Source organism: Rhizobium sp. AN68 (genome assembly GCF_030758035.1).
GTDB classification, from domain to species: Bacteria; Pseudomonadota; Alphaproteobacteria; order Rhizobiales; family Rhizobiaceae; genus Agrobacterium; species Agrobacterium tumefaciens.
This window is the reverse complement of record NZ_JARWMI010000002.1, coordinates 1,455,408-1,480,607: the sequence shown is the minus strand read 5'-3', so window position 1 is coordinate 1,480,607 and position 25,200 is coordinate 1,455,408. Positions and strand designations below refer to the sequence as shown.

General features: G+C 57.4%; 24 protein-coding genes. 7 read left to right on the top strand and 17 right to left on the bottom strand.

Features of this window, described 5'->3' with window-relative positions:
• Positions 1-433: 433 nt before the first annotated feature.
• The 4 genes from RBH71_RS10230 to RBH71_RS10215 are packed head-to-tail and all read left to right on the top strand — an operon-like array spanning position 434 to position 5,741.
• Complete coding sequence (locus RBH71_RS10230; protein ID WP_003518320.1) at positions 434-2,029, top strand: peptide ABC transporter substrate-binding protein; 1,596 nt, start codon at positions 434-436, stop codon at positions 2,027-2,029.
• A 53-nt stretch (positions 2,030-2,082) separates the two neighbouring features.
• Positions 2,083-3,006 carry an oligopeptide ABC transporter permease OppB gene (gene oppB, locus RBH71_RS10225; RefSeq protein ID WP_003518321.1) on the top strand — a complete coding sequence of 308 codons (924 nt, stop codon included), beginning with the start codon at positions 2,083-2,085 and terminating at the stop codon, positions 3,004-3,006.
• Positions 2,999-4,129, top strand: a complete 1,131-nt coding sequence (locus tag RBH71_RS10220) for an ABC transporter permease (protein ID WP_003518322.1) — start codon at positions 2,999-3,001, stop codon at positions 4,127-4,129. The genes oppB and RBH71_RS10220 overlap by 8 nt, the downstream gene beginning before the upstream one ends.
• Position 4,130: 1 nt before the next feature.
• A complete protein-coding gene (locus RBH71_RS10215; RefSeq protein WP_038494790.1) occupies positions 4,131-5,741 on the top strand; it encodes an ABC transporter ATP-binding protein in 1,611 nt (536 codons plus the stop codon).
• 172 nt (positions 5,742-5,913) lie between these two features.
• Here the strand turns inward: RBH71_RS10215 and RBH71_RS10210 are convergent, their stop codons facing one another.
• Positions 5,914-6,750: a helix-turn-helix domain-containing protein gene (locus RBH71_RS10210; RefSeq protein WP_003518324.1), complete on the bottom strand. Its 837-nt coding sequence runs from the start codon at positions 6,748-6,750 to the stop codon at positions 5,914-5,916.
• Positions 6,751-6,885: 135 nt separating this feature from the next.
• Here RBH71_RS10210 and RBH71_RS10205 point away from each other — a divergent pair, with 135 nt between their 5' ends.
• Both RBH71_RS10205 and RBH71_RS10200 read left to right on the top strand, forming a co-directional pair.
• A complete protein-coding gene (locus tag RBH71_RS10205) occupies positions 6,886-7,929 on the top strand; it encodes a fatty acid desaturase (RefSeq protein WP_003518325.1) in 1,044 nt (347 codons plus the stop codon).
• A 20-nt stretch (positions 7,930-7,949) separates the two neighbouring features.
• The gene (locus tag RBH71_RS10200) at positions 7,950-8,696 is read left to right on the top strand and encodes a phosphate/phosphite/phosphonate ABC transporter substrate-binding protein (RefSeq protein ID WP_035252707.1); all 747 of its coding nucleotides are present in this window, start codon (positions 7,950-7,952) and stop codon (positions 8,694-8,696) included.
• 23 nt (positions 8,697-8,719) lie between these two features.
• Here the strand turns inward: RBH71_RS10200 and RBH71_RS10195 are convergent, their stop codons facing one another.
• The 6 genes from RBH71_RS10195 to RBH71_RS10170 form a co-directional block, all read right to left on the bottom strand.
• On the bottom strand, positions 8,720-10,210 hold the full coding sequence (locus RBH71_RS10195) for an HAL/PAL/TAL family ammonia-lyase (protein WP_065705719.1): 1,491 nt from the start codon (positions 10,208-10,210) through the stop codon (positions 8,720-8,722).
• A 79-nt stretch (positions 10,211-10,289) separates the two neighbouring features.
• The gene (gene hutC / locus RBH71_RS10190; protein WP_035252724.1) at positions 10,290-11,033 is read right to left on the bottom strand and encodes a histidine utilization repressor; all 744 of its coding nucleotides are present in this window, start codon (positions 11,031-11,033) and stop codon (positions 10,290-10,292) included.
• A 104-nt stretch (positions 11,034-11,137) separates the two neighbouring features.
• Positions 11,138-12,052, bottom strand: a complete 915-nt coding sequence (locus RBH71_RS10185; protein WP_003518329.1) for an ABC transporter substrate-binding protein — start codon at positions 12,050-12,052, stop codon at positions 11,138-11,140.
• A 61-nt stretch (positions 12,053-12,113) separates the two neighbouring features.
• Positions 12,114-12,791, bottom strand: a complete 678-nt coding sequence (locus RBH71_RS10180; RefSeq protein ID WP_323687269.1) for an ABC transporter permease — start codon at positions 12,789-12,791, stop codon at positions 12,114-12,116.
• The gene (locus tag RBH71_RS10175; RefSeq protein WP_003518331.1) at positions 12,788-13,438 is read right to left on the bottom strand and encodes an ABC transporter permease; all 651 of its coding nucleotides are present in this window, start codon (positions 13,436-13,438) and stop codon (positions 12,788-12,790) included. Before RBH71_RS10175 ends, RBH71_RS10180 begins: the two co-directional genes overlap by 4 nt.
• The gene (locus RBH71_RS10170; protein ID WP_111800920.1) at positions 13,435-14,547 is read right to left on the bottom strand and encodes an ABC transporter ATP-binding protein; all 1,113 of its coding nucleotides are present in this window, start codon (positions 14,545-14,547) and stop codon (positions 13,435-13,437) included. Before RBH71_RS10170 ends, RBH71_RS10175 begins: the two co-directional genes overlap by 4 nt.
• A gap of 503 nt (positions 14,548-15,050) precedes the next feature.
• Here RBH71_RS10170 and RBH71_RS10165 point away from each other — a divergent pair.
• On the top strand, positions 15,051-15,254 hold the full coding sequence (locus RBH71_RS10165; RefSeq protein WP_003518333.1) for a cold-shock protein: 204 nt from the start codon (positions 15,051-15,053) through the stop codon (positions 15,252-15,254).
• A 61-nt stretch (positions 15,255-15,315) separates the two neighbouring features.
• Here RBH71_RS10165 and RBH71_RS10160 read toward each other — a convergent pair whose 3' ends face one another.
• The 10 genes from RBH71_RS10160 to RBH71_RS10115 form a co-directional block, all read right to left on the bottom strand.
• On the bottom strand, positions 15,316-17,073 hold the full coding sequence (locus tag RBH71_RS10160) for a putative bifunctional diguanylate cyclase/phosphodiesterase (protein WP_236761583.1): 1,758 nt from the start codon (positions 17,071-17,073) through the stop codon (positions 15,316-15,318).
• A gap of 66 nt (positions 17,074-17,139) precedes the next feature.
• Positions 17,140-18,126, bottom strand: a complete 987-nt coding sequence (locus RBH71_RS10155) for a GlxA family transcriptional regulator (RefSeq protein WP_003518336.1) — start codon at positions 18,124-18,126, stop codon at positions 17,140-17,142.
• Between the two features lie 299 nt (positions 18,127-18,425).
• Complete coding sequence (locus RBH71_RS10150; RefSeq protein WP_035252727.1) at positions 18,426-18,731, bottom strand: putative quinol monooxygenase; 306 nt, start codon at positions 18,729-18,731, stop codon at positions 18,426-18,428.
• Positions 18,732-18,869: 138 nt separating this feature from the next.
• A complete protein-coding gene (locus RBH71_RS10145; RefSeq protein ID WP_233284964.1) occupies positions 18,870-19,475 on the bottom strand; it encodes a nucleotidyltransferase family protein in 606 nt (201 codons plus the stop codon).
• Between the two features lie 32 nt (positions 19,476-19,507).
• A complete protein-coding gene (locus RBH71_RS10140; RefSeq protein ID WP_323687268.1) occupies positions 19,508-20,467 on the bottom strand; it encodes an XdhC family protein in 960 nt (319 codons plus the stop codon).
• Positions 20,457-22,655: an aldehyde oxidoreductase molybdenum-binding subunit PaoC gene (paoC, locus tag RBH71_RS10135; protein WP_003518345.1), complete on the bottom strand. Its 2,199-nt coding sequence runs from the start codon at positions 22,653-22,655 to the stop codon at positions 20,457-20,459. Before paoC ends, RBH71_RS10140 begins: the two co-directional genes overlap by 11 nt.
• Positions 22,656-22,660: 5 nt before the next feature.
• A complete protein-coding gene (locus RBH71_RS10130; protein ID WP_111800924.1) occupies positions 22,661-23,611 on the bottom strand; it encodes an FAD binding domain-containing protein in 951 nt (316 codons plus the stop codon).
• A complete protein-coding gene (paoA, locus tag RBH71_RS10125) occupies positions 23,608-24,246 on the bottom strand; it encodes an aldehyde dehydrogenase iron-sulfur subunit PaoA (protein WP_003518348.1) in 639 nt (212 codons plus the stop codon). The genes RBH71_RS10130 and paoA overlap by 4 nt, the downstream gene beginning before the upstream one ends.
• A 218-nt stretch (positions 24,247-24,464) precedes the next feature.
• Positions 24,465-24,641 carry a hypothetical protein gene (locus RBH71_RS10120; protein WP_003518350.1) on the bottom strand — a complete coding sequence of 59 codons (177 nt, stop codon included), beginning with the start codon at positions 24,639-24,641 and terminating at the stop codon, positions 24,465-24,467.
• 193 nt (positions 24,642-24,834) lie between these two features.
• On the bottom strand, positions 24,835-25,143 hold the full coding sequence (locus RBH71_RS10115; protein WP_141566664.1) for a hypothetical protein: 309 nt from the start codon (positions 25,141-25,143) through the stop codon (positions 24,835-24,837).
• Between the last annotated feature and the right edge of the window lie 57 nt (positions 25,144-25,200).

Sequence of the window (25,200 nt, the reverse complement as noted above, 5' to 3'; positions counted from 1 at the left end):
CCCGCCGATGAAACTTTGGAACCTGCGTATTTTAGATTTCACAAAATTACTAAATGAAGTGTTACCCGGCATATGCAAACGATGACATGTATGATGCCGTAAACTTACTCGGGCTTTGCTTTTCGACGGGCTGCGCGCTTTCGCGAGCCGGACTCGAAAGAGAAGATTATCCTCGCCGTTTCAGCACTGCTTGATGCTGGCGGCATCGGTATTTTCACGAGGATATCGATAGGGCCGGCGGCTTCCCGCATCGATTTAACCGTCCCGGAGGTCGCGTCACGCGAGGCAATGTCCAGCGTGCGGGCCATGGCTTTGCCCTTATTCTGTTCGATCAGCAGTCACGGTGTATGCATAAACTCACAATTTATTGTGGTTGCCCTTCGGAGCAATTTGGCCTTGTTTGTAGACTCACACTCTTCACGGGAGGGAAATTATGTCGATAAAAACAACAACTCGCGCCACGCTGCTGGTAGGATCGCTTCTGATTGGCGCAAGTTCCGCACTTGCAGAAACAGTTCTTCACCGCGGCAATTCCGGGGAGCCTCAGACGCTCGATCAGGCACAGACCTCGATCAATATCGAAGCCTTTATCCTCAAAGACCTTTATGAAGGTCTCACCATTTACGATGCTGCCGGCAAGATCGTTCCCGGTACGGCGGAAAGCTGGACGCTGTCTGAGGATGGTACCGTCTACACGTTCAAACTGCGTGCAGATGCGAAGTGGTCGGATGGCACTCCGGTAACGGCTGGAGATTTTGTTTTCTCCTATCAGCGCGTCGAAGACCCGAAGACCGCAGCAAAATATGCGAATATTCTCTATCCGATCAAGAACGCCGAGAAGATAAACAAGGGCGAAACTTCGGTTGACCAGCTTGGCGTCAAGGCCGTGGATGACAAGACCCTTGAGATCACACTCGAGCGCTCAACACCGTTCTTCCTTGAACTCCTTGCCCACCAGACAGCTCTGCCGATCTCGAAGGCAAGCTTTGACAAGAACGGAACCAACTTCGTAAAGCCGGGCGTCATGGTCTCGAACGGTGCTTACAAGCTTGAAGCGCATGTTCCCAATGACAGCTTGACGGTGGTCAAGAACACCAACTTCTGGGACGCATCGAACACCAAGATCGATAAGGTCATCTTCTACCCGATCGACGACCAGGCCGCATCCGTTCGTCGTTTCGAAGCCAAGGAAATGGACCTCGCCTACAACTTTTCCGCGGACCAGATCGACCGTCTGCGCAAGGCCTATGGCGAACAGGTTCACGTTTCGCCGACGCTTGCGACCTATTACTATACCTTCGACACGCGTGAAGCGCCGTATAACGATGTCCGCGTCCGTCAAGCCCTGTCCATGGCAGTCGACCGCGATTTCCTCGCCAAGGAAATCTACAGCGGTTCGCAGGTTCCCGCCTACTCCATGGTTCCTCCGGGCATGGACTCCTACGGTGAGCCTGCGAAAGCAGAGTTTGCGACGCTGTCGCAACTCGATCGTGAAGACGAAGCCGTCAAACTCATGAAGGAAGCCGGTTACGGCGAGGGCGGCAAGCCGCTTTCCGTCGAAATTCGCTACAACACAAACCCGAACCATGAGCGCGTTGCCACCGCTATTGCGGATATGTGGAAAAATACCTTTGGCGCCAAAGTGTCACTGGTGAACCTCGACGTCGCCTCGCATTACGGCTACCTGCAGGAAGGCGGCAAGTACAACGTAGCGCGTGCAGGCTGGGTTGCCGACTATGCGGATGCGGAAAACTTCCTCGCCCTTTCGGTATCCTCCAACAAGACCTTCAACTACTCGAAGTTCAATAATGCCGAATATGATGCGCTGATGCAGAAGTCCTATGACGAAAAGGATCCTGCTGCTCGCTCCAAACTGTTGCACGAGGCAGAAACCATCCTCATGAAGGAACAGCCGGTTGCTCCGCTTCTCACACAGGCGGACCTTTGGCTGGTTTCCAACCGCGTGAAGGGTTGGGAAGACAATGCTGCTAACGAACACCTCAGCCGCTTCCTGAGCGTTTCCGAATAAGCAGTGCTGGCACGGTGGCCGAAACCACCGTGCCATGCCGGAGCCTGAAAATCATGATTTCATTTATCCTGCGCCGTTTGGCGAGCGCCGTGCCGACATTGTTCATCGTCGTCACGATTTCGTTTTTCCTGATGCGTTTCGCACCGGGCGGTCCGTTCAACCTCGAGCGGCCCCTGCCCCCGCAAACAATGGAAAACCTGATGAGAACCTATCATCTGGATGAGCCATTGTGGCGCCAGTATCTCATCTATCTCGGCAACGCCGCCACCGGCGATTTCGGTCCGAGCTACATCTACAAGGACAACACCGTCGCCCAGTTGATCGGCAAAGGCCTGCCCTATTCGCTGGAGCTCGGTTGCTATGCTCTTTTGCTGGCGTTGGTCGGCGGCATTCTTGCCGGCACCTTTGCCGCACTCAGGCAGAATAGCACTTTCGATTTCTCCATCATGTCCATCTCGACCATCGGCATCACCGTGCCGAATTTCGTCGTCGCACCTGTCCTCACGCTTATCTTCGCCGTCTTGCTGGGGCTTCTGCCCGCAGGTAGCTGGGGTGATGGGTCGCTACGCTATCTCATTCTTCCGATGATCGCGCTCGCCTTGCCGCAGCTCGCGGTCATCGCGCGTCTGACGCGCGGTGCAATGATCGAGGCTCTGCGCATGGACCATATCCGCACCGCCAGGGCCTATGGCCTCCCGGCTCGCAGCGTCGTGGTGATTCACGCCATGCGCGCGGCGATGCTGCCGGTCGTTTCATATCTTGCGCCTTGCGCCGCAGCGCTGCTGACGGGCTCGGCGGTCATCGAGACGATCTTCACCATTCCCGGTGTCGGCCGCTACTTCGTTCTTGGCGCCATCAATCGTGACTACACGCTGGTCATGGGAACGGTCGTTCTCATCGCCATTTTCGTCATCCTGTTCAATCTCGTGGTCGATATTCTCTACGGCCTGCTCGATCCGAGGGTCAGACATGACTGATATCTCCGGCAATATCGCCCCTCAGCCATCGGTGAAAAGCCGAAGCCTGTTCCAGCTTGCAGCCCTGCGTTTCAGACGAAACAAGGCCGCCATGGCTGGCTCCATCATGCTTGTGCTGATCACACTTTTCTCGTTTATCGGCCCGCATTTCCTTTCACACACCTATGATCAGGTGTTTTCGTCCTACGTCTCCGTCGCGCCAAGCCTCGAGCCGCGCCCGGACGTGAACAACCTCCAGAGCGTCATGGAAGGTGTGGCAGGCCGTGCGCGCGTCGAACTGAAGGAGTTTGCCGTCGAAGGGCAGACCTTCACGGCAACGGTTACCTCCAGCAGCCCGATTGACCCGCGCACGACACGTTATTTCGACCGCGCCAACGAATTCGAAAACACGAAAGTCGTTGCTACGGAAGATGATGGTCGAACGCTGAAGTTGGAAGGCGATGTCAATCGCGAATACTTCTTCTTCGGTACAGATTCAAACGGTCGCGACATGCTGGCTCGCGTAATGCTGGGCGGCCAGATCTCCATTGCCGTCGGCGTTCTCGCCAGCCTCGTTTCGCTCGGCATCGGCGTGCTTTACGGCGCTACGGCGGGTTACATCGGCGGGCGGGTCGACAATGTAATGATGCGTTTCGTCGAGATCCTCTATTCGCTGCCCTTCGTCTTCCTGGTCGTGGTTCTCGTGGTTTTCTTCGGGCGTAGCTTCATCCTGATCTTCCTTGTCATTGGCGCAGTGGAGTGGCTGGATATGGCGCGTATCGTGCGTGGCCAGACGCTTGCCTTGAAACGGCGGGAATTTGTGGCGGCAGCTCAGGCCTTGGGTTTGAGCGACTGGCAGATCATCCGCCGTCACATCATCCCCAACACCATCGGTCCCGTGGTCGTGTTCGTGACGGTCGTTGTCCCGAAGGTCATACTTCTTGAAAGCTTTCTCTCCTTCCTGGGGCTTGGTGTTCAGGCACCACTCACGAGTTGGGGTGCGCTCATTTCCGAAGGCGCCAACAATATTCAGTCGGCCCCGTGGCTGCTGATATTCCCGGCAATCTTCTTCGTGCTGACGCTTTTTTCGCTGAACTTCGTAGGCGACGGATTGCGTGATGCACTCGATCCCAAGGATCGTTGACATGAATACGACATCTGAAAACATTCTCACCGTCCGCAATCTCAAGGTCGATTTCACTACGCCAGACGGCACCGTCAACGCCGTCAAAGGTGTCGATCTCCACGTAAAGCAGGGTGAAACGCTCGCTGTCGTCGGGGAATCCGGCTCCGGCAAAAGCCAGACCATGATGGGCATCATGGGCCTCTTGTCTTCCAACGGCGTCATTCAAGGCTCGGCGCAATATCGTGGACGCGAGTTGGTAGGCTTGCCGGTCAACGAGCTGAACAAAATCCGTGGCGCGAAAATCACCATGATTTTCCAGGAGCCGATGACCTCGCTCGATCCGCTTTACAGGATCGGCGCGCAGATCGCCGAGCCAATCGTCCATCACCGGGGCGGCAGCAAGAAGGAAGCGAGGGCACGCGTTCTCGAACTCCTGAAACTTGTCGGTATTCCGGACCCGGAGCGGCGCATCGACAGCTACCCGCATGAGCTTTCAGGCGGCCAGCGCCAACGCGTCATGATCGCCATGGCGCTGGCAAACGAGCCGGATATTCTGATCGCGGATGAGCCAACCACCGCGCTCGACGTGACAATCCAGGCGCAGATCCTCGATCTTCTGAAGTCGTTGCAGCAGCGCTTCGGCATGGCCGTGGTGCTGATAACGCACGATCTCGGTGTCGTCAGGCATTTTGCCGATCGTGTTGCGGTTATGCGCCGAGGCGAGATCGTTGAAACCGGTCCGACGGAAGAGATCTTCGAGCGCCCGCAGGCGGACTATACGAGGATGCTTCTCGATGCCGAACCCAGCGGCCACAAGCCGCCGGTCGGCAAAGAAGCGCCGGTCGTTCTCGCTGGCCAGAACGTCACGATCGATTATGTGATCCCGGGCGCCTTCCTGTCGAAGTCACGGGCTTTCAGGGCCGTGGACGGCGTTAATGTCAGCCTTCATCAAGGGCAGACCATCGGCATCGTCGGTGAATCCGGATCAGGCAAGTCCACGCTCGGTCGCGCGCTTCTGCGCCTTGTCACTGCAGAGGGCCGCATTTTCTTCGGCAAGACGGAAATCACCGGACTTGGCCGAACGGCAATGAGGCCATTGCGGCGGCAGCTGCAGCTTGTGTTCCAGGATCCGTATGGATCTCTTTCGCCAAGGCAGACTGTTGGAGAGATCATCACTGAGGGTCTCTTTGTGCACGACCCACAGCTCAGCCGCGCGCAGCGCGACGAGCGAGCAATAGAAGCGCTGAAAGAAGTCGGCCTCGATCCCGCCGCCCGCAACCGCTACCCGCACGAGTTTTCAGGCGGGCAACGTCAGCGTATCGCAATTGCCCGCGCGATCATCCTCAAACCAGATGTCGTCATTCTCGATGAACCTACATCGGCGCTGGACCGATCCATTCAAGGACAAGTTATCGACCTCTTGCGTAATTTGCAGAAAACGCACAACCTTTCCTACATCTTCATCAGCCACGACCTCTCTGTCATCAAGGCCATTTCGGATTATGTCATCGTGATGAGAAACGGGAAGATTGTCGAAGAGGGAGAAACGGACGCGATATTCGAGCGGCCGGCGGCTGAATATACCAAAACACTGATCAAATCCGCGTTTTCGGCCGAAGTAACATCATAGATTACAGCCCGGCACTGCCGGGCTTTTTCTGGCGCCGTTACAAAAGATCCGGTTTGTGGAGGAGGTCGTTATTTAGAGGCCATGGCGGCCTTCCTCTCCTGTTCAATCCCGACCATATCGCCACGTAGCAAGCAGGTTCGATGATGTGCGAAAGCTGGTACCCGTCACAGGACTAAGCGACTTCCAAATTCATAACGAAATCCGCGGTTTCATGGGCATGAATGCGGGTAAAACGTATCAGCTCGTCGAAGTGACGTTGCATCTTACGGATGGCTTCAGCGTTGTTGAGCACAAGATACATGGCGCCGACGAAAAGTGCTGCCCGTTGCGAACCGAAGATCGTATAGGGCACGGAAAAGCGTTCTTTTTCATTGAACAGAAACAGCCGGAATGATGGGTATAGCTCGCTGATAAGTCCCGACATATGTTTGAGTTGTTCGGCACGTGTCTCGCGGTCCAAACCGCTCCACATACCGCGCCCCTGCGCAAAAGCTTCCAGCGTTTCGAGCGGCATGCAAACTTCCATGTCGGTACCAGGCTGGCGATTATAATCGAGTCGAAACGCCGTTTCGCTGGCCTGCGCCATCACACTCTGATGCGCGCCCATGGCCTCGAAAGCGATGATCTCGGGTGTGCGAAGCAGATCGGGAATGCGTGCCGGAACATAACGGATTTTGGTGCCTGCAGCTTCCGCATGCCACTTCATCAACAGCGTATCCGTATAATCAGCACCGCCCTCCTCGATCTCGAAACTTGGCCGCAATTCCCCCATCAACCCCTGATCATGGGAAAGACCGAGTAGCCAGTCGAGCGAGACGGAATGTCGCTCGGCGATATTCAGCAGCGTCTCCACACGCGGAAGCCGCGCCGAATCACCGGAAAGCAATTGCGAAAGTGCTGATCGATCAATGCCAATAGCGGCGGCAAAAGACGCCTGGTTGTCTTCTGACCTGTTCACCAGCTGGATCAGGCGGGCACGAAACAATTCTGCGAGCGCGCGTTTGTCCATAATTCACCCGTTTGTTTATAATTATCACCATAATGCTTAAACTGTTATCAAAATCAACAGTTGGTCACCATAAACCCGTTGTGGCTGGCTGAGACTGATGCGACCCTACGGTGACAGGGGCATCAAGAGTATGAAATGACAGACATATTGGCAAAGAAGACGGCGCGGCTGACTGGCGTGCGCCGCAGAAGAACGCGTGACCGAATTGAATGGCCAACAGTCTCGCTGTTGGCGGTCTGTTACGGTCTCTGGATTTTCGCGGGATATTTTCTGTATCCGATGTTTCCAATCGTTTCTCTGGTGCTCATGGGCATTGCAGTTGCCCTGCACTCCTCGCTCCAGCACGAGGTTCTACATGGGCACCCCACGCGCAATGCACGACTGAACGAAGCTATGGTCTTTCTGCCGCTCGGGATTTTCTACCCCTATCGCAGTTACAAGCGCACGCATCTGCAACACCATGCAGACGAGCGTCTGACCGACCCATTCGACGATCCGGAAAGCTATTACCGGGCTATGGGCGACTGGCAAAAGATGCCGTCGTTCCTCAAGGTCCTGCTGGGATGGAACAATACGTTCATCGGGCGTCTGGTCATCGGCCCTCCGCTGATGGTTGTTGGTTTCACGATATCCGAATGGCGCAAGATCGCGCAGGGTGATCGGAGGGTGATCTATGCCTGGACCCTGCATCTGGCCGGACTTGTTCCGACACTGCTGGTCATATCCCTGATTTTCGGCGTTCCAATCTGGCTCTATGTTAGTGTGGCGGCCTATCTGGGCATATCCATCATTGCCATTCGCTCCTATTGCGAACATCAATGGTCCGAACAGCCGGATGGGAGAACGATCATTGTTGAAAACTCCATCCTGGCTCCACTGTTTCTCTATAACAACCTGCATTTCGTGCATCACAAAATGCCGACAGCCGCCTGGTATAAATTGCCCTCCCTCTACAGCGAGAGGCGGGCGGAGTGGCAGAAGATGAATGACGGATATGTGTTCAGCAATTATTTCGAGGTGTTCCGCGCTTTCGCCTTCAAGGCCAAGGAACCGGTAGCGCATCCTGTCTTGCGACGGGACGAGCAAGTTTTAATCGCGTCACCCGTCGTGCCTGCCGCTCTGATTTTTTCTGACAATGCGATGCAGGAACAAGACGTGAGACTGGAAATTCCATCGTGACATGGATCGCGGCACTGCCAATGTATGACTGGCCCGAACTGCGCAATGAGACGGACAGGCTGTGGGCCGATATGCGCACCCGTTTTTTAGCAGAGGGTATCGACGCTCCCAAAGGCCTCACCAGACGCAACGGCGATATGCCGGCGGTTCCGGGAGGTATTCGTGGAAAGGACGGCGCCATCATTGCCGCAGACCCTGCCACGCTCGATCCCGATGCATTGGATCTTGCGGTGCTCTGGCGGCATCCGGCTCTGCTGATATCCGGCACCTGCTGGGGCCCAATGGAGTTTGGCCTGCAGGATCATGTGCAGGTGATTGGACAGAGCGATTATAATGGCATCAAGGGTGGTGCAGGCGAGTTCTATTCCAGCGCCATCATTGCCCGCATAGCAGACGGTGGAGAGGGTGCTGAACCTTCGAAAACCGGTGAGGCCGCTTTGCCGAAAGGATTTCTTAGCGGGAAAATACTGGCATTCAACGAGCACAAGTCATTATCCGGCTATCTCAGCTTGAAACGCGATCTGGAAGCAGAAGGCGCGGGCCTCGATCTGTTTGAAAATTGTCTCGAAACCGGTGCGCACCGCGCTTCCGTCATCGCAGTGGCCGAGGGCCGGGCGGACATTGCCGCGATCGACTGCAAATCCTGGATGCTTGCGCAACGGCATGAACCGGCCGCCCGGAGCCTTCACGTTATCGGCTGGACTGCACGGCGCAAAGGCCTGCCCTTCATCCGCGCCAAGGGTATCGATCTGCCTTTCACCATGTAAGGCACGAGCCTTACGGCTTTCAATCACATATCCGGTGGCGAGAAATCACGCAGGAGCAGCCTTGCCTTTTCCATGTCCGCAGACAGGGGCCGGTCATCCGAATAGGGCTGGAGGTGCTCGCGAAGCAGATTGTAGACCGCATTTGTTCCGGCTGCCCGCCCGGCAACATTTTCCAGGAAATCATGGGCCTGCACCCCGGCCATCCATTCGATGGCCAGAATATATTCTGCATTGTCGAGAACCGCGAGCAGCTTGTTGGCGGCTGCCGTGGGATGAGAGAGGAAATCCTCCTGTAATCCCGATGTCAGCCCTCCATCTGTGGAGGCAGGCGCGGAAAGACGTCTGCTATCGCCGACAAGGGCTACGGCCGTATATTGCGCGATCATGAAACCTGAATGGCTTCCGGCATCGGTCGCCAGAAATGGCGGCAGACCACTCACCAGAGGATTGACCAGCCTGTCGATACGGCGCTCGCTCATGGACGCAATCTGTGCAATGGCGATGGCGAGACTGTCTGCCGCCTGCCCCAATGCCGGGGCAACGGCATGGGCCTCCGACGAGACGATGGGCTGCTCGGGCGTGCCAAGGATCGCGGGATTGTCGGTGACGGAGGCGAGCTCTCGGTCAACGATGGAGGCGCAGGCATCGAAGATGTCGCGTGCAGCACCATGCGCATGCGGCACGGCACGCAGGCTTAGCGCGTCCTGTGTCCGCCTGCCATGAGCGGCGGCAACCAGCCCACTGCCTTCAAGCCGGGATCGCAGAGCGGCCCCGACGGCCGCGATTCCCGTCGAGGGACGCAGCGCGAGAACCGTCTCGTCAAAAGCGTCGATCTGGCAGCCTGCTGCTTCAAGCGTCAGCGCCGCTATGGCATCGGCCCAATCTAGCAGGTGATTGGCCCGCGCGAGTGCCATGCAGGAAAGACCGGTCGCACAGGCTGTACCATTGACGAGGCTCAGCCCTTCCTTGGCACCCAGCACGATGGGTTGAAGTCCCATTGCCGCCAGGGCATCTCGTCCACTCATAACGCGCCCGCCGAGCCGGGCCTGGCCCTCTCCGATCAGAACAAGCGCAACATGCGCGTTGTGCACCAGATAGCCCGCCGATCCGCGGGACGGCACGTCGGGAATACAATCCTGTTCCAGAAACGTCGACAGATGCGAGACGATCTCGCGTCGGACACCGGAGTGCCCATGGGCGAAATTGGCGATCTGCGCCGCCATGATTGCCCGAACTTCGCGAGGATCCAACAACGGGCCGACACCGCAGGCATGGCTGAGAATAATGGAGCGCGACAGCCGACCCTGCGCGGTGCGATCCACCACAGTGTCCGACAGTGCACCGACCCCGGTATTGATGCCATAGGCACGCACACCGCTTTCGACGATGCTGTCAACGATCTGGCTCGCCCGGTCAATCCGCAGATAGGCCGCGTCTGACACACGCAGTGCCTCGCCCTTGCCGATATGGGCCACATCGCGCCAACTCAATCCATCATCCAGTAGAACAGTCATGACGTTTTCCTATGATGCAGAAACGGCTGCGAGGAGCGGGAATTTTCCATCTTGAATACTGCCGGCGTTGGCCCGTGTCTCAATTACTGCTGTAAAGACGATAGCGGCTGCCGGGATAAAGGAGGCGGACAGAAGACACGATCCCCTTTGTCGACCATGTGCGACGACGCACGAGCAGGCATGGTTCCGTCTTGGAAATCGCCAGCAGCTTGCATTCCCAGGGCTGTGCGCTGACCGCCTCGATATGCTGCTCGGCTTTCACGATCGGTGCCACTCGCGTGAGATAACCGTTGGGTGTTACGAGGTTGAAATCCTGTTTGATGTAATCGGGCGCGCAGTCCGAATTGACGAAACGATCCTCGATTTGCATCGGCACGCCGTCTTCCGCATGCACAATGATCGAGTGCGCAGCAAGGCTGCCAGCCGGAACAGCGAGCGCTTCGGCAAGATCTGGATCGCAGGTTTCGATTTGAAGAAGTATGACCCGCGCGCTGTGAACACCGCCGTTGCGTGTTATTTCTTCGGCAATGTTGGGTACGCTCTGGAACTGCGATGTGCGCTTCTTGGACGCAACGAACGAACCTTTGCCGCGTACACGCACCACAAGCCCTTCGTCGGCCAGCTCACGCAAAGCGCGGTTGGCCGTCATACGGCTGACACCGAGAATATCGACCAGTTCGTTTTCCGATGGAACACGTTGACCGATCTTCCACTCACCCGCCTCGACGCGACTGCGGACATAGTCCTTCAGCTTTACATAGAGTGGTGAACTCTGGTCTTCGGTGCCCTGCGCGTCATGAGCGTTCTCAGATATCGGTGACATCACTTCCCGGAAAATCTTTCTGTCGTGATCCATAGCTATGACGTCACCAATACGCAGGGTTGTCGGCAAAGGGAGGGGCAATGCCACGCCCTTTGCCGATGGATTCAGTTCAATTTGTGTTCGGCCAGCCAGTCGCCCGCCACGACATCGAAACTGTCGTGATTGGCCAGACGACCGTTCATAACGACGAGATCTTTCGTCGTCAGGGCGGCAGAAACAGCATCGAGAGTGCTTGTCACAACGTCGCTAACTTTCGGTGTGGCAATCACTGGTACGATGTTCTGGGCGGGAAAGAGGTTCTTGACGTCTTCAAGCACGATGAGATCGTTTGCAGCGATGGCCGGATCGGTCGAGAACAGGTTTGCAGCATGGACCTGACCGTTGATGAGTGCCGAAAGGGTCAGCGGGCCACCGACGTCAAGCGATTTGAACGACTGGAACTCGAGGCCATAAAGTTCCTTCAGACCGATAATGCCTTCCTTGCGCGTTTTCCATTCCGGTGGACCGCCAAGTACGAGCTGCGAGGCTACGGGTGCGAGATCGGCAATCGTCTTCAGCTTGTATTTGTCAGCGGTCGCGCGCGTCACAGCCACGCTATCGGAATCCTGTGCTGCGGAGGGTGTCAGCATCGAGACGCCTTTCGGCAGAGCCGCCTTGAGCGCTGCGGCCACATCGCTTGGCGAATGGGCCGTGGCGTTCTTGTCGAGATAGCTCAGCGTCGCACCAGCATACTCCGGCAACAGATCGATTGATCCGTCCAGCAACGCAGGGATATAGACTTCGCGGCTACCGATGCTCAACTTCGTTTCGACGGCAACACCCTTGGCGGCAAGGGCCTTGGCGTAGATCGTCGCCAGAAGCTGGCTTTCGGGGAAGTCGGCGGAACCGACGATGATTGTCGTCGTATCGGTTCGCGGAGTGGCTGGCGCGGCCAGCGGATTGCTTTGCGCCAATGCCGAAGCAGCGGAAAGTGCCATGAGCGCAAATGCGCTGGCGGCAGTGATGATCCTGAATGCCATGCGAGCTTCTCCTTTATGTTGAAACAGTCGTGGAATAGAAAACCCGGTTATTTTAGAACCTCTAACGCTTCGCTCGACGCGTCAGGCCTGGTGATACGGTGACCCTCGATATGACGCCGATGATCAGATCCACGGTCAGGGCCAACGCACCGACGAGAACGGCACCTGCGGCCATCTGATAATAATCGTTCTGCGCCCGCCCATCGATGATCAGGCGACCGAGACCACCAAGAGAAACATAAGCGGCGATAGTTGCGGTCGAGATGATCTGAAGCGTGGCGCTGCGCAGACCGGAAAAGATCAATGGCAGAGCGCAGGGCAGTTCCACATCGAACAGAATATCGAGCGGACGTTTCCCCATGCCTCTTGCAGCATCCACCGCAGCGGGATCCACCGCCGCGATACCGGCGTAACTGCCAGTCATGATCGGCGGCACGGCCAGAAGCACGAGCACGATAAGGCTGGGTACGATAAAAGCCATATCGGATGCGAAAACGGGGCCAAAAACAATCACAAGAAGTGCGATCAGGCCGAGGCTTGGAAGGGAGCGCAGCGCATTTGCAAGACCCGCGATGAAGACGACACCGCGTCCCGTGTGTCCCACATAAAGCCCAACCGGCAAGCCAATCATACAGGCGAGGAAAAGGGCCGCAAAGCTATAAGCCAGATGCTGACCGACGAGAACGATGACACCATCACTCCCTGTCCAGTGAGCTGGATCGCTAAACCATTCTATCATCGCGCCGCACTCCCAGGCTGCCACGGCGTCAGGCGGCGTGAAATGAGCAGAACAAGCCCGTCCAGCAAGGCTGCGAGAAGCACGCAGAGTACGATGCCTGCTATAATCGGCGTCAGGAACCGCAGCTGAAGCCCCTGCGTGAAGAGCAGACCAAGTTGCGGCGTTCCAACCAGTGCCGCTACGGAAACGATGCTGACATTGGAAACCACGGCCACACGCAATCCGGCGGCAATCACAGGGACCGCGAGCGGTAGCTCCACCACCACCAGACGCGCAACCTGTCTGTAGCCCATGGCATTGGCCGCCTGGAGGACGTCTGGCGAAACCGATTCCAAACCATCGTTCACTGTTCGCACCAGAAGCGCCAACGCGTAGATCGTCAGCGCGACGACGACGTTTAGCGGATCGAGTATACGGGTGCCGAGCACCAGCGGCAGCAGGACGAACAGCGCAAGCGACGGAATTGTGTAAAGAAGTCCGGCAACCCCCAGCAGGGTCGACCGGAATAAACCGGCCCGCTGCGCAATCCAACCGAGCGGCAGGGCAAGAAGCAGGCCGATCACCACCGGGATGACCGAAAGGCCTAGATGCCAGATGAAAAGCTCGAAAATCCGCCCGGATTCCCGGTAGAGCCAATCAAACCTCATGGCTGACCTCCGAAGCGACCGACCCGCGCGGCTTCGATGGCTTTGGCGACATCAGAGAGTGTGACGGTGCCGACAAGCTGGCCCGTTGACCCTACGATGACCCCGCGGCCGGAGGGCGAACTCAACGCTGCATCGAGCACATGGCGCAAACTGCTGCCTTCCGGCGCCAGCGTGCCACTGAGATTGAGATCTCCCTCACGCAGTGGCTGCCTGAGACCTTGCGCATCGGCCCATCCAATGGGACGATGTTCGGCGTCAGTCACCAGAACCCAGCGATCCGTTGCAACGCCACGAAGGCTGTCCGGTGTTGCGCCGAGCAAGGCTGTCGGCTCCGCACCGAGAGGGACTGCTCCGTCAAATTCTGCAAAACTCAGGAAGCGATACCCTCTGTCCCGGCCGATAAAGTCCGCCACGAAGGCATCTGCCGGGCGCGCCAGCAATTCCTCTGGAGTGGCGATCTGCGCAAGCGTTCCGCCGGCACGCAAAACAGCAACCTGATCGCCAAGCTTCAACGCCTCGTCTATATCATGGGTCACCATGATGATGGTCTTGCCAATCTCACGCTGCAAGCGAAGAAATTCGTCCTGCAACTGTGTGCGAACGACGGGATCGACAGCACTGAAGGGTTCGTCCATCAGCATGAATTTGGGATCGGAAGCGAGTGCACGCGCAACACCGACGCGTTGCTGCTGGCCACCCGAAAGCTGCCACGGATAGCGATCGGCAAAGGCGGCGGTTAGCCCTACACGCTCAAGCAACTCATGCGCCGTGCGCAGTGCTTTTTCCTTCGGCGATCCGTTTAGCCGCGCAGTGGTCGCAATGTTCTGAACAACGGTGCGATGGGGGAAAAGCCCGGCATGCTGGATGACATAACCGATACGACGACGCAGCAGTGCCACGTCCATGCCATCTGTCGGTTCGCCGTCAAGAAGGATCGAACCGGACGATTGTACGATCAACCTGTTGATCATCCGCAAGGATGTGGTTTTGCCGCAACCCGAAGGGCCGACGAACACGGTCAGCTTGCCGTTTGGCGCCGTCAGGGACAAACCGTTTACGGCAGTAGCCGCGCCCGCATATTGCTTGGTGACGTTGTCGAAGACGATCATGCAAATCTCTCCTGCGCTCTGTCTGCGCCTTCAGGCTCGGCAACTGTGATGACTGCCTAGGTTGTCTATACAAGCACGCAAATAGCGTATCCGCAAGATAGATCGATGAAAATATCCGCAACCCTGCAAATGACTAAACTTTAAGCATTTTGACCGCTATAGAGGCGCTGTATGCACATAGAGCAAGCGATCTCGGCGGCCGCAACTCTCTACGCCTTCAAACTGCGCTGCTTTGCCGATCAAGATCAGGCCCGCTCAACGAGACAAATTTGTTCATAAGCAACTCGTTGCTTCAATTTTTGTGCGCGGGAGCAGAATGGAAATACGAATTAATTCGTGCTGAAATTCAACAGATCGCGTGCTGATCGTGACTGAGACCGCAAAACAGGCGTTTTTGAAAACCACTCATCCACGGCGACTTGGCTCGAGAAGGCCATAAAGCCTTGTGGCCACCGCCATCGAACAATAGTATTACCGCGTCGTATTCAATTAACGAGGATAACATGGCAACAGGTACCGTCAAATTTTTCGCACAGGACAAAGGCTTCGGCTTCATCACTCCGGACAACGGCGGCCCGGACGTCTTCGTCCACATCTCCGCCGTAGGGTTTGGTGGTTCTCTTCAGGATGGCCAGAAGGTCAGCTACGATGTGGGACAGGACCGCAAGACTGGAAAGTCCAAGGCCGAGAACGTCAGCCTCATCTGATCAGCGTCTCTTGGCTCCGCGATTACTCGCGGGGCCAAATCGGTCCTGACTCCCGCTGACCTTAGGCTGTTTCCATCCCGTCGCTCCCGATCCGTGCCAAGCCGGATGCAAAAACTTCGGCGTCGATGGGACGGCTGAAAAGGTAGCCTTGGCCGACCGGACAGCCCATTTCGCGAAGCATTTTGCGCTGGGCCTCGGTCTCCACGCCTTCTGCAACCACAGTTAACCCAAGGGCGCGTCCAAGATCGATAACGGCCTGGACAATCACCCTTCTGGACGGCCTCGTTGCGAGTTCGCTGATAAAGGTGCGGTCTATCTTGATCTCGGTAACCGGAAAGGTTTCGAGCGATCGCAGGTTTGAATAGCCCGTGCCGAAGTCATCGACGGAAAGGCCGACGCCGCTCTGTCGCAGCCGCTGAAATGCGTCCATCACGCCGGGTGTATCGCTGAGAAACATGCTTTCGGTGATCTCAAGCGTCAACCATGCCGGGTCGGCCTTGGTCAGGCACAGGACCCGATCCAGCATTTCGGCCATGTCATGCTGCAGGAACTCCCCGGCGGATACATTCACCGCAAAGCGCAAAGCCTTGCCGCGATGCGCGTTAATGCGCCGTGCATAAGCTGCGACGGTCGTCAGACTTCGTTCGGTCAGATCAAGCAGCAGACCTGATCGCTCGGCAGTCTCGACGAAACTTCCGGGGAGCTGGCTGCCAAACAGAGGATGATTCCAGCGTATCAGAGCTTCCGCACCCACCCACTCGCCGGTTGCAAGGTCTACCTGGGGTTGGAAGTGATACACAAATTCGTCATTCGCGACCGCGACCTTCAATTCGCGAGTCATTCGCACGCGTCGGCTTGCCTGTTCGTGATCCGAGTCTCGAAACCGTCGCGGACCACCCAGAGGGGCGGACTTGGCGGCCCACAGGGCGATGCCGGCATTGCGGATCAGCGAAATGGGTCTCGCCCGAGGCTGGCCCACCGCATAGCCGATGGCGAAACGCAGTGAGACACTTGCACCTGGCACGACGAAGTCAGCGGCAAGCGAAGCGAATACCGCTGCCACGATAGTATCCGCACTTGATCCATCCGTGAGCTCAAAAGCCAAAGCGAACTCATTGGCGCCCATGCGTCCCACCTGGGCAGCGCCCACGTCCCGCAGCCGCCGCCCTGTTTCATAAAGCAGGGCATCCCCGACTTCGAAACCGTATCCCGTGTTGAAATCGTGAAAACCGATCACATCCAGCTTCACGACCAAGGGCGTCGCTTTGGCATTGGTTGCGAAACGCTCCTCGGTAGCCAGGATAAATGCTTGACGGTTCAGGCAACCCGTGGTCGCGTCGAGGTTCGCGACACGATCCAGCGCGGTGTGCGCCTGGCGAATCGCCGAGACGTCGCGCAGTATGCCGACGTAGAATAGTTCTTCGCCCACCCAGGCAGGCCGGAGACTGAGACTGTTCCAGAACGCCGACCCGTCCTTTCGATAGTTACGCAGCGTTGAGTCCAGAGGCTCCGCCGCATCGATCGCAGCGCGAATGTGGACGACCTCTTGTTGGTCGCGCTCGTTGCCCTGCAAATAGCGGCAATCTTTCCCGACGACCTCGTTCCGAGCGTAGCCAGTCAGATGCTCGAAGGCCTGATTGACATAGAGCAAAGGCGAATTGGCGCCCAAACGCTGTGCGATCGCGATCCCATCGGTTAGTTCTTCGACCAGCGTCGCAAGAATTGGCCTGATAGCGTCGGAGCTGAGAAGCGCATTGTCCGAAATGACCGGCGCGGGCTGCATGAGGTGCGACTGCATGCGTTTTTCGAATTCTTCCATGACAAGAACCATGGACGGCGAACACGGGCGGGGCAACCCGCAGCCGAGGCGGTTCCAAGACAAGCGTCAGCCGTTTTCGGACAAACTGATTCTCGCGCCATCGCCGGACGTCCGAAAGCGATCACGGTAGTCGGACGGCGTCACTCCAGCGTGCGAAACAAAGGCACGGCGCATCGCGCGTGTCGATCCAAAACCACTTCTCGCTGCCACCAAAGCGATTGGCAGGCGGCTCCCCTCCAAAAGGAAGCGCGCAACGTCGATACGGGTCCGGTCGACATAGTCTGATGGCGATATACCGACCTCCTGCGAAAAAACACGCGTAAAGTTCCGCACACTCATGGCCGCGATCTTCGCCAAGGCGCTGACAGAGAGGTCAGCCGCCGGATGGTTCAGAACATATTGCTGGACGTTGTGTAGACGGCTGCGGTCGATAGCCTGTGCCGCCAGATGCACGCTGAACTGCGACTGATCGCCTGGTCGCTTCAGAAACACGACGAGTCGGCGAGCAACGTAGAGCGCAATCTCCCGGCCCAAGTCCTCCTCGACGAGGGAAAGGCCGAGATCTATAGCCGCGCTGGAACCGGCCGACGTGATCATCGCGCCATCACGGACAAAAACCCGGTCGCTTTCCACCCGCGTCTCGGGGAAGCGCTCGGCCAACAGTGACGCGAACTGCCAGTGCGTCGTAACACGCCGGTCTTTCAGTAGACCTGCCTCGCCAAGCACGAATGCCCCTGTGCAGACGGAGCCATAGCGCCGCGCCTGAGCCGCGATTTTAACAATCCAGTCGACAACACGCCCGCCCGGACTTTGCGGAACTCCGACGCTGCCGGCTACAAGCAATGTATCGGGGCTACCAAGGTACGCATCGAAAGCGCAGTCGGTCAGGATTTTTAGCCCCGATGCACAGCGGATCGTCCCCTCGTGCCCTGCCAAGACAGCAACTTCGTAGAATAACTTTTCAACACGGGCATTTGCTTCGGCAAACACGTCCATTAGCCCTGCAAGCTCCAGAGAATGCACGTCCTTTGGAACGAAGATCACGATCCGCATGAGAGTATCTTTCCCTGCACAAAGGACTCAAAGCTCTCGACGAGGATCTACGCGCCGACGCCGGTCTATGTGGCGACGGTTGCACAATGCTGAAGGTCCGTCAAAGTCAAAGGTATTAGCTCGAAGCGACGGAAGAACTCTGCACGCGCTGACTTTGTTCGAACTGCCGACCACTAATGGATGCTTTTATGATTGCTACCGCAATCCCAGCCGCCAGCCATTGGTGAACGAGATATTATCTCATTTTGTTGCCGATCTGAGCCCATCTGTTCGACATTATGAGGTCCGAATAGTCTGGGCTATGAACGCTTTTCGGCGAGGATAGACAGCATGTGTATCTGCGGCGGCTTGGCGAACAGGTCCCCTGCCTCTGCCTTCGCCATCAAGGCTGCAGCGACTTGGCCATTTAAGTGCGCATCCCTACCGTCCTCATCGTCGAACGTATCGAAGATTGCAAACGAAGTTGGGCCTCCCTGTATCGCATACCAGGAAATCGTGCCGGGCTCTGCATTGACCAGCGGTAAGGCTGATCGCAGAAACTCGGCGACCTCCTGTTCTTTGCCGGGCATTGCCTCGAGCGGAACGTAAAGCGCGAATTTGGTCATGACCACCTCCATGGGCACATCATTGTGCCGCAACTGAAGGAACGCGTTAAGCACGACAAATGTTCGGTGATGGACAATAAAAAGGGGTGTCGATGTAAAAATGCGATCCACGCCTCTGCACACATGAGGTTTCGATGATCAGTCGATTTCTGGATGGCCACCTAAAGCAACGAGCTGCTCTGTGTTGTCTATGTCCACCTTGGCGCTTTCGCCAATCTCTATGTCGATGACGTCGAGACCAGATTGGGTGATTATCTTGCGCGCGCCGCTGTCGCCTATAAGCGCCATGAGCTGCGGGAATGCGGCGCGAGGAAAGACAACCGGGTTTCCCGGATTTCCTTCGCACACCGCGCGAATAATCGCCTTTCCGTTTCTCTCCGCAAAAGCGCCGATGAGTGCGTCAATATCCGCAGGTTCAAGCAACGGCATATCCGCAAGCATGATCATAATCCCGTCGGGAGCTTGCAACGCGGCGCGCTGGACGCCGAGCACGATCGAGCTTGCCATTCCGTCACTGAAGTTGGAATTTCTCGCGATGATCACGTCGAGCCCTGCAATTTCGGCCTCGACGTCCGAGCTTCGGTATCCGGTCACAACAACCACAGAACGACTGCCGGCCCCAATAGCTGCCAATGCGGCCCGACGAACGAGGCTGGTTTCCCGAAAACGCGCAAGAAGCTTGTGCCCGGCACCCGCCATCCTGCTCGATCGTCCAGCGGCCAGGACAACCACGGCAACTGACACTCGTCTATCTCCTGCCGCTTCCACACCGAACCTCACGCATAAAGGGACAAGCGGCTCGCCGCGATGTCGGCAAGGATGGACAGGGCAAGGGAGTTCGCATCGCGGGTTGGCCCGAAAAGTCCGATCGGTGCCCTTATCCGATCAGAATCTGCCCGGGAGAAACCGGAGCTGACAAGGAAATCGACCCGTCTACGGTGTGTACGGGTGCTCCCCAAGGCGCCGATGTAGAATGCGGGTGACCGTAACGCGGCTTGCAGAACGGCCTGCTCCGCATCAAGGTCGTGATGGAGAAGAACAACAGCGGTGTACTGATCGATATCGGGCACAACTTTTTCGTTCGCTGTGCAGGCCACCACCTCGTAGCCGGAGGATTGGGCTATATCAGCGACCCTCTCGGCCTCTATACTTTGACCGGAAATCACGACACGCGTGCGCGGCCGATAGACCGTGAAAAAGCGGTCGTCGGCGCAACCGGCCCGCGATGGCGGTTCGACGATCTCGAGCTGTTGGGTCTGCCTCGTGTAGCACAGGCCCGTGGTCCGGCGCTGATGAAGCTGTTCAAGAACGCCGCTCAACATCTCGGTATTTTGCAGCACGTGGATCGACACTGTAATCCCACCACCGCACGGCAGGGAAATGTCGAAAAAGGGGGAGCCTAATCCGAACTTCACCTCCCTATCTCTGTTCTCGCCCATTGCGTCGAGCGCCTCGGAAGCGACAGCCGCCTCAATGCAGCCCCCAGACACATAACCACAAAAACGACCATCGGCCGCAACGGCGACATGGGAGCCAAGCGCGCGCGCCGCTCCCCCGCGAATTTCGACAAGGGTGGCAAGTGCCACCCTGCCCTTTGCAAGCTCCCTTATCGCAAAGCCAAATATTTCTTCCGTATCATCGGTGAGCAACGACCTGACCGGCGTCGGCTTTGTCGCAGCTTGGATATCCTCCTGAGGACAGATATCCGTGAGGGCGGCGATTTCGTCATGCAACATCCGGCAGCCCGCCTATGATCTTGTCGAGCGTCACAGGATAGTGACGCACCCTCACCCCGGTGGCATTGTAGATTGCGTTGGCGACAGCTGCAGAAACCCCGCAGAGACCAAGCTCGCCAACGCCCTTGGCCTTCATCGGCGACGACATGGGGTCTGCTTCGTCCATGAAAATCACTTCCTGATGGGGAATGTCGGCATGCACCGGAACTTCGTAGCCAGCCAGATCGTGGTTGACGAAGAAGCCTTGCTTCGTATCGACCGCCAACTCCTCTGACAGCGCTCCACCCACACCCATTGTCATGGCACCAATCACCTGGCTGCGCGCTGTTATCGGGTTCAGGATCCGTCCGGCCGCACAGACGGCCAGCATGCGTCGAATGCGCGTTTCACCCGTGGCCACGTCAACGCCGACTTCCACGAAGTGGGCACCGAACGTTGACTGTTGATGGGCTTCGGAAAGATCGCCCCATTCCATTCCATCCTCGCCAACAAGGCCGTTTGGCGCAGCCGCCTCCGTAAGCGCTACCGAACGGTTTCCAGATCGAACCTGTCCGTTCTCGAACACGACGTCATCAGTGTTAAAGCCGAGTTTCTGCGCCACCGCCTCACGAAGCTTCACGCAGGCTGCGTAGACGCCGGAGGTAGAACAGTTCGCGCCGAACTGCCCGCCCGACCCCGCCGAAACCGGAAAGCGGGAATCGCCCAGCTGAACGGCTACTCGATCGACCGGCAGGCCCAACATCTCAGCTGCTGTTTGTGCGATGATGGTATAGCTGCCGGTCCCGATATCGGTCATATCGGTTTCAACCGTTGCAATACCGTCCACGCCGAGCCGAACCCTTGCTGCGGATGGGAGGAGAAGATTGTTTCGCAAAGCGGCTGCAACACCCGATCCGATAAGCCAGTTTCCTTCTCGTCGGGAACCCGGCTTGCCGCGCTGGTTCCAGCCAAACCGTTCCGCCCCGAGCTTGAGACAGCCGACCAGGTTCCTTTGGGTAAAAGCGCGCTCGGGCTTCTCAGGATCGACCTGAGTGTCGTTGAGTATCCGAAACTCGACCGGATCGACGCCCACCTTTTCGGCTATCTCGTCTATGGCGATCTCGAGGGCCATCAACCCCGGCGCTTCGCCGGGCGCCCGCATCGCATTGCCTTCGGGCAAGTGAAGCGTGGCCAGTCTCATGGCAGTCATCCGGTTCTCACCCGCGTAGAGCAGTCGTGTCTGATTGACAGCCGTTTCCAGCTGGCCCCCAGGCTGGTCACCCGACCAGCTTTCGTGAGCAATCGCGGTGATTTTGCCGTCCTGTGTCGCTCCAATGCGAATACGCTGGATCGTCGCCGGCCGATGCGTCGTGTTGTTGGCTATGAACGGACGGGGAAGCGCAACCTTGACCGGACGTCCAGTAGCCTTTGCTGCAAAGGCAGCGAGCACCGCGTCGGCCCGCAAGAAAAGCTTACCCCCGAAACCCCCGCCTATGAATGGCGACATCAAATGGATATTGTCCTTGTCGATACCAAGTGTAGTCGCCAGATCGGATCGCCACCAATCAATCATCTGGCTGGACGTCCAAACGGTCAGTTTATCGCCATGCCACGCAGCGATGGACGCATGGGGCTCCATCATGGAATGTGACTGATCTGGAGTGGTATAACTTTCGTCGAGAGTGACCGGTGCGCTCTTGAAGGCTCCCTCGAAGTCACCGACTGCCGTGTCGGGCTGCTGCTTCTCGTCGGGCTTGACCGCACTGTCCTTGGCCTTCTTGAGATCGAAGCTCCCGGGCGCAGTTTCATATTCTACTGTCACAAGCGAAGCTGCGGCGCGCGCCTGCTCGAAGGTTTCTGCGACGACCACTGCCACCGCCTGGTGATAGTGCTGGACTTCATCGCCACCAAAAAGATTGGCTGTGTTGAATTTACCCTTCTCGCGCTTGCCCACGTCCAAGGTGGTGACAACCGTCAAAACGCCGGGGGACCGCTTTGCGGCGTCGGTCGATATCGACCGGATACGGCCCTTCGCAATCGCGGCACCGACCGGATACCCGTAGGCGTAAGGAATATTCGGATCGTGCCATTCGTAGGCATACATTGCTCGGCCCGTCGTTTTCTCTTGGCCGTCAATGCGTGGGATAGGCTGACCGACGACTTTCATCCGGTCGATGGGATTGTTGATTGCAGGTGTGTCGAATTTCATGGTCGTTATCCCCTTGCCTCTGCGATCACCGCACCGATCGTTCGTTCCACGAGGGTTATCTTGAAGCGATTTTGCTCCGTCGGGCGAGCGTCGCCGAGAAGTGCCGCGCTTGCGGCTTTTGCACCGCTCTTCAGCTCCCGGTCACCTGAGCCTGTTCGCCAGGGTTTGTGAGCGACGCCACCGACAGCCACGCGGCCGGTGCCATCCGGCTGGATCACCGCAGCGACGGATACGAGCGCAAACGCGTAGGAGGCCCGATCGCGCACCTTGCGATAGATATGCTTGCCCCCAATTGGCTTCGGCAGCGTGACCGCAGTTATGAACTCGCCCGGCTCCAGGACCGTCTCGATGTGTGGGGTATCGCCGGGAAGCCTGTGAAAGTCTGCGATCGGGATTGCGCGGCTACGGCCGTCGCCATTGACCGTTTCGACGGTTGCGTCGAGCGCCCTCATCGCAACAGCCATGTCGCTGGGATGAGTGGCGATACAGGATTCGCTGCTTCCAACGACTGCATGCTGTCGCGAAAAACCGCCAAGGGCCGAACATCCGCTTCCCGGCTGCCGCTTGTTGCACGGTTGGTTGGTGTCATAGAAATACGGACAGCGCGTGCGCTGTAGGAGATTGCCCGCGGTGGTGGCCTTGTTTCGCAGTTGACCAGACGCCCCGGCGACCAGGGCGCGGGTAAGCAAACCATAGTCGCGACGGACAGTCTCGTCGCTTGCCAGATCGGTATTGCGGACCAGAGCCCCTATGCGCAGACCGCCATCAGAGGTGGTTTCGATCTTGTCGAGACCAACTCCGTTGATGTCGATGAGATGCGCCGGGTGCTCGATCTCCAGCTTCATCAAGTCCAGGATATTTGTCCCGCCGGCGATGAATTTGGCTTCCGGATTGGCTGCTGCCGCTTTCGCTGCCGCGTGAGCCGTTGTGGCTCGCTCGTATGTGAAGGCTCTCATGCTTCGATCCCCCCGACTTCGGCAATTGCATCGAGAATGTTCGAGTAGGCGCCGCATCGACAGATGTTTCCGCTCATTCGTTCCCGAACTTCTGCCGCGGTGACTTCCACCTTTGCGGAAATGTCTGCAGTGGCGTGGCTTGGGATATTCGACTTAATTTCCTCCAAGACCGCCACGGAGGAACAGATTTGTCCGGGAGTACAGTAACCACACTGAAAACCGTCGTGTTTGATGAACGCGGCTTGCATGGGATGCAGGTTTCCAGGCTGTCCGAGGCCCTCGATGGTGGTGACCTCGTCACCGTCGTGCATCACAGCCAACGTCAGGCACGAATTGATCCGGCGTCCATCCACCATCACGGTACAAGCGCCGCACTGTCCGTGATCGCAGCCTTTCTTTGTGCCGGTTAGATGAAGGTGCTCGCGCAAGGCGTCGAGCAAGCTCGTGCGATTGTCGAGTTCGAGATCATGCATCTCGCCGTTCACTTTGAAGGAAACACTTGTCTTGAAATTCATTTCTTCCCCCGAGGACTGTGCTGCGGCTCCTTTTGCCGCAACTCCCGTGACAGCAATTGCCGCCGCCGAGGAAACAAGTAAGTCCCGCCGCGAAAGTTCCAAATGTGAGTGATCTCTCATCTCCAGCTCCATTCGTTGTTGATGGCCTGGCGCACTCGGAGAAACGCCATATCTCAACATAGGGAAGCAAAAGAAGATGATTAGATGCGCCTTTTCGCTAACACTTATTAGCGAGGCTCATAAATCGGCATACGCGATCCATGGGGCAGCCACCGTCAGCCGCCCACTGTCACCCAGGCCGTCTTTCGAGAGATGGAGTAGACCACGCGCTCATAAAACTAACGCATCTGGCAGAGTTGCGACAATTGCGACCCCGTCCAGCGCCTCGCGAGTTCGCTGGCATCCACCGTGCCGGGCAGCAGGCTTCCCAGCTCACCGCCGATCTGAATTTGAGCATCGGTGATTTTGCATGCTCTTTCGTTGACTGAAACGATCACCGCAATCTCCGACTGCATCGGTGGCATCTCGAAAAGCGCGTCGGGAGGGCTTTCGCAAGTAACTATGGCCGTAGCTCTGAGAGTGGAGTTTTGATCCACGCCACGGCAAAGTTCTGCGGATTGCACGCGGAAACTGCGAGTTTGGTTGGGCCCGGCTGGGAGCTGCTCACAAACCTGTGCTGAGGAAACTGCCCCTGCAATGAGCGGCCATTCAGGCCGCCCAACCAGAGAAAAGCAATTTGCGAAAACGGGGGCGGTTGAGGCGACGAGCGACGCCATACATACAAACAGCGCTGGGATAGGATGTTTCACGGTGCCACGCTCCTCCACGTCTTTCAGACAGTTGTAAAGCTGGATTGCGGCTTTTTCGCTTCGAATGCAGCAGGAGCCGGTTAATCGATCCGTATATGCGCCGTTTGGTCAGGCTTTTCTGGCGGGGAGGATGGGCGAGAAAACCAAATCGATTGGCGCGATAGCGCTCGTGTTTTGAGATGCCGCTTGCATGATGGCCGACATCCATCTGGTACCTTATCACGACAACGGATGAATGAGAAAAGTTTAGTCGGCTCCAAGTTTC

Excerpts from the sequence above, each read along its gene's own strand:
- RBH71_RS10165 (WP_003518333.1), top strand. The coding sequence starts at position 15,051 with ATGGCAACAGGTACCGTCAAATTTTTCGCACAGGACAAAGGCTTCGGC.
- RBH71_RS10160 (WP_236761583.1), bottom strand. The coding sequence starts at position 17,073 with ATGGAAGAATTCGAAAAACGCATGCAGTCGCACCTCATGCAGCCCGCG.
- RBH71_RS10220 (WP_003518322.1), top strand. The coding sequence starts at position 2,999 with ATGACTGATATCTCCGGCAATATCGCCCCTCAGCCATCGGTGAAAAGC.
- RBH71_RS10200 (WP_035252707.1), top strand. The coding sequence starts at position 7,950 with ATGTATGACTGGCCCGAACTGCGCAATGAGACGGACAGGCTGTGGGCC.
- RBH71_RS10130 (WP_111800924.1), bottom strand. The coding sequence starts at position 23,611 with ATGAGAGCCTTCACATACGAGCGAGCCACAACGGCTCACGCGGCAGCG.
- RBH71_RS10120 (WP_003518350.1), bottom strand. The coding sequence starts at position 24,641 with ATGCAGTCGGAGATTGCGGTGATCGTTTCAGTCAACGAAAGAGCATGC.
- paoC (WP_003518345.1), bottom strand. The coding sequence starts at position 22,655 with ATGAAATTCGACACACCTGCAATCAACAATCCCATCGACCGGATGAAA.
- RBH71_RS10210 (WP_003518324.1), bottom strand. The coding sequence starts at position 6,750 with ATGGACAAACGCGCGCTCGCAGAATTGTTTCGTGCCCGCCTGATCCAG.
- paoA (WP_003518348.1), bottom strand. The coding sequence starts at position 24,246 with ATGAGAGATCACTCACATTTGGAACTTTCGCGGCGGGACTTACTTGTT.
- oppB (WP_003518321.1), top strand. The coding sequence starts at position 2,083 with ATGATTTCATTTATCCTGCGCCGTTTGGCGAGCGCCGTGCCGACATTG.
- RBH71_RS10195 (WP_065705719.1), bottom strand. The coding sequence starts at position 10,210 with ATGACTGTTCTACTGGATGATGGATTGAGTTGGCGCGATGTGGCCCAT.
- RBH71_RS10175 (WP_003518331.1), bottom strand. The coding sequence starts at position 13,438 with ATGAGGTTTGATTGGCTCTACCGGGAATCCGGGCGGATTTTCGAGCTT.
- RBH71_RS10215 (WP_038494790.1), top strand. The coding sequence starts at position 4,131 with ATGAATACGACATCTGAAAACATTCTCACCGTCCGCAATCTCAAGGTC.
- RBH71_RS10180 (WP_323687269.1), bottom strand. The coding sequence starts at position 12,791 with ATGATAGAATGGTTTAGCGATCCAGCTCACTGGACAGGGAGTGATGGT.
- RBH71_RS10170 (WP_111800920.1), bottom strand. The coding sequence starts at position 14,547 with ATGATCGTCTTCGACAACGTCACCAAGCAATATGCGGGCGCGGCTACT.
- RBH71_RS10185 (WP_003518329.1), bottom strand. The coding sequence starts at position 12,052 with ATGGCATTCAGGATCATCACTGCCGCCAGCGCATTTGCGCTCATGGCA.
- RBH71_RS10205 (WP_003518325.1), top strand. The coding sequence starts at position 6,886 with ATGACAGACATATTGGCAAAGAAGACGGCGCGGCTGACTGGCGTGCGC.
- RBH71_RS10230 (WP_003518320.1), top strand. The coding sequence starts at position 434 with ATGTCGATAAAAACAACAACTCGCGCCACGCTGCTGGTAGGATCGCTT.
- hutC (WP_035252724.1), bottom strand. The coding sequence starts at position 11,033 with ATGTCACCGATATCTGAGAACGCTCATGACGCGCAGGGCACCGAAGAC.
- RBH71_RS10150 (WP_035252727.1), bottom strand. The coding sequence starts at position 18,731 with ATGACCAAATTCGCGCTTTACGTTCCGCTCGAGGCAATGCCCGGCAAA.
- RBH71_RS10155 (WP_003518336.1), bottom strand. The coding sequence starts at position 18,126 with ATGCGGATCGTGATCTTCGTTCCAAAGGACGTGCATTCTCTGGAGCTT.
- RBH71_RS10140 (WP_323687268.1), bottom strand. The coding sequence starts at position 20,467 with ATGTTGCATGACGAAATCGCCGCCCTCACGGATATCTGTCCTCAGGAG.
- RBH71_RS10115 (WP_141566664.1), bottom strand. The coding sequence starts at position 25,143 with ATGGATGTCGGCCATCATGCAAGCGGCATCTCAAAACACGAGCGCTAT.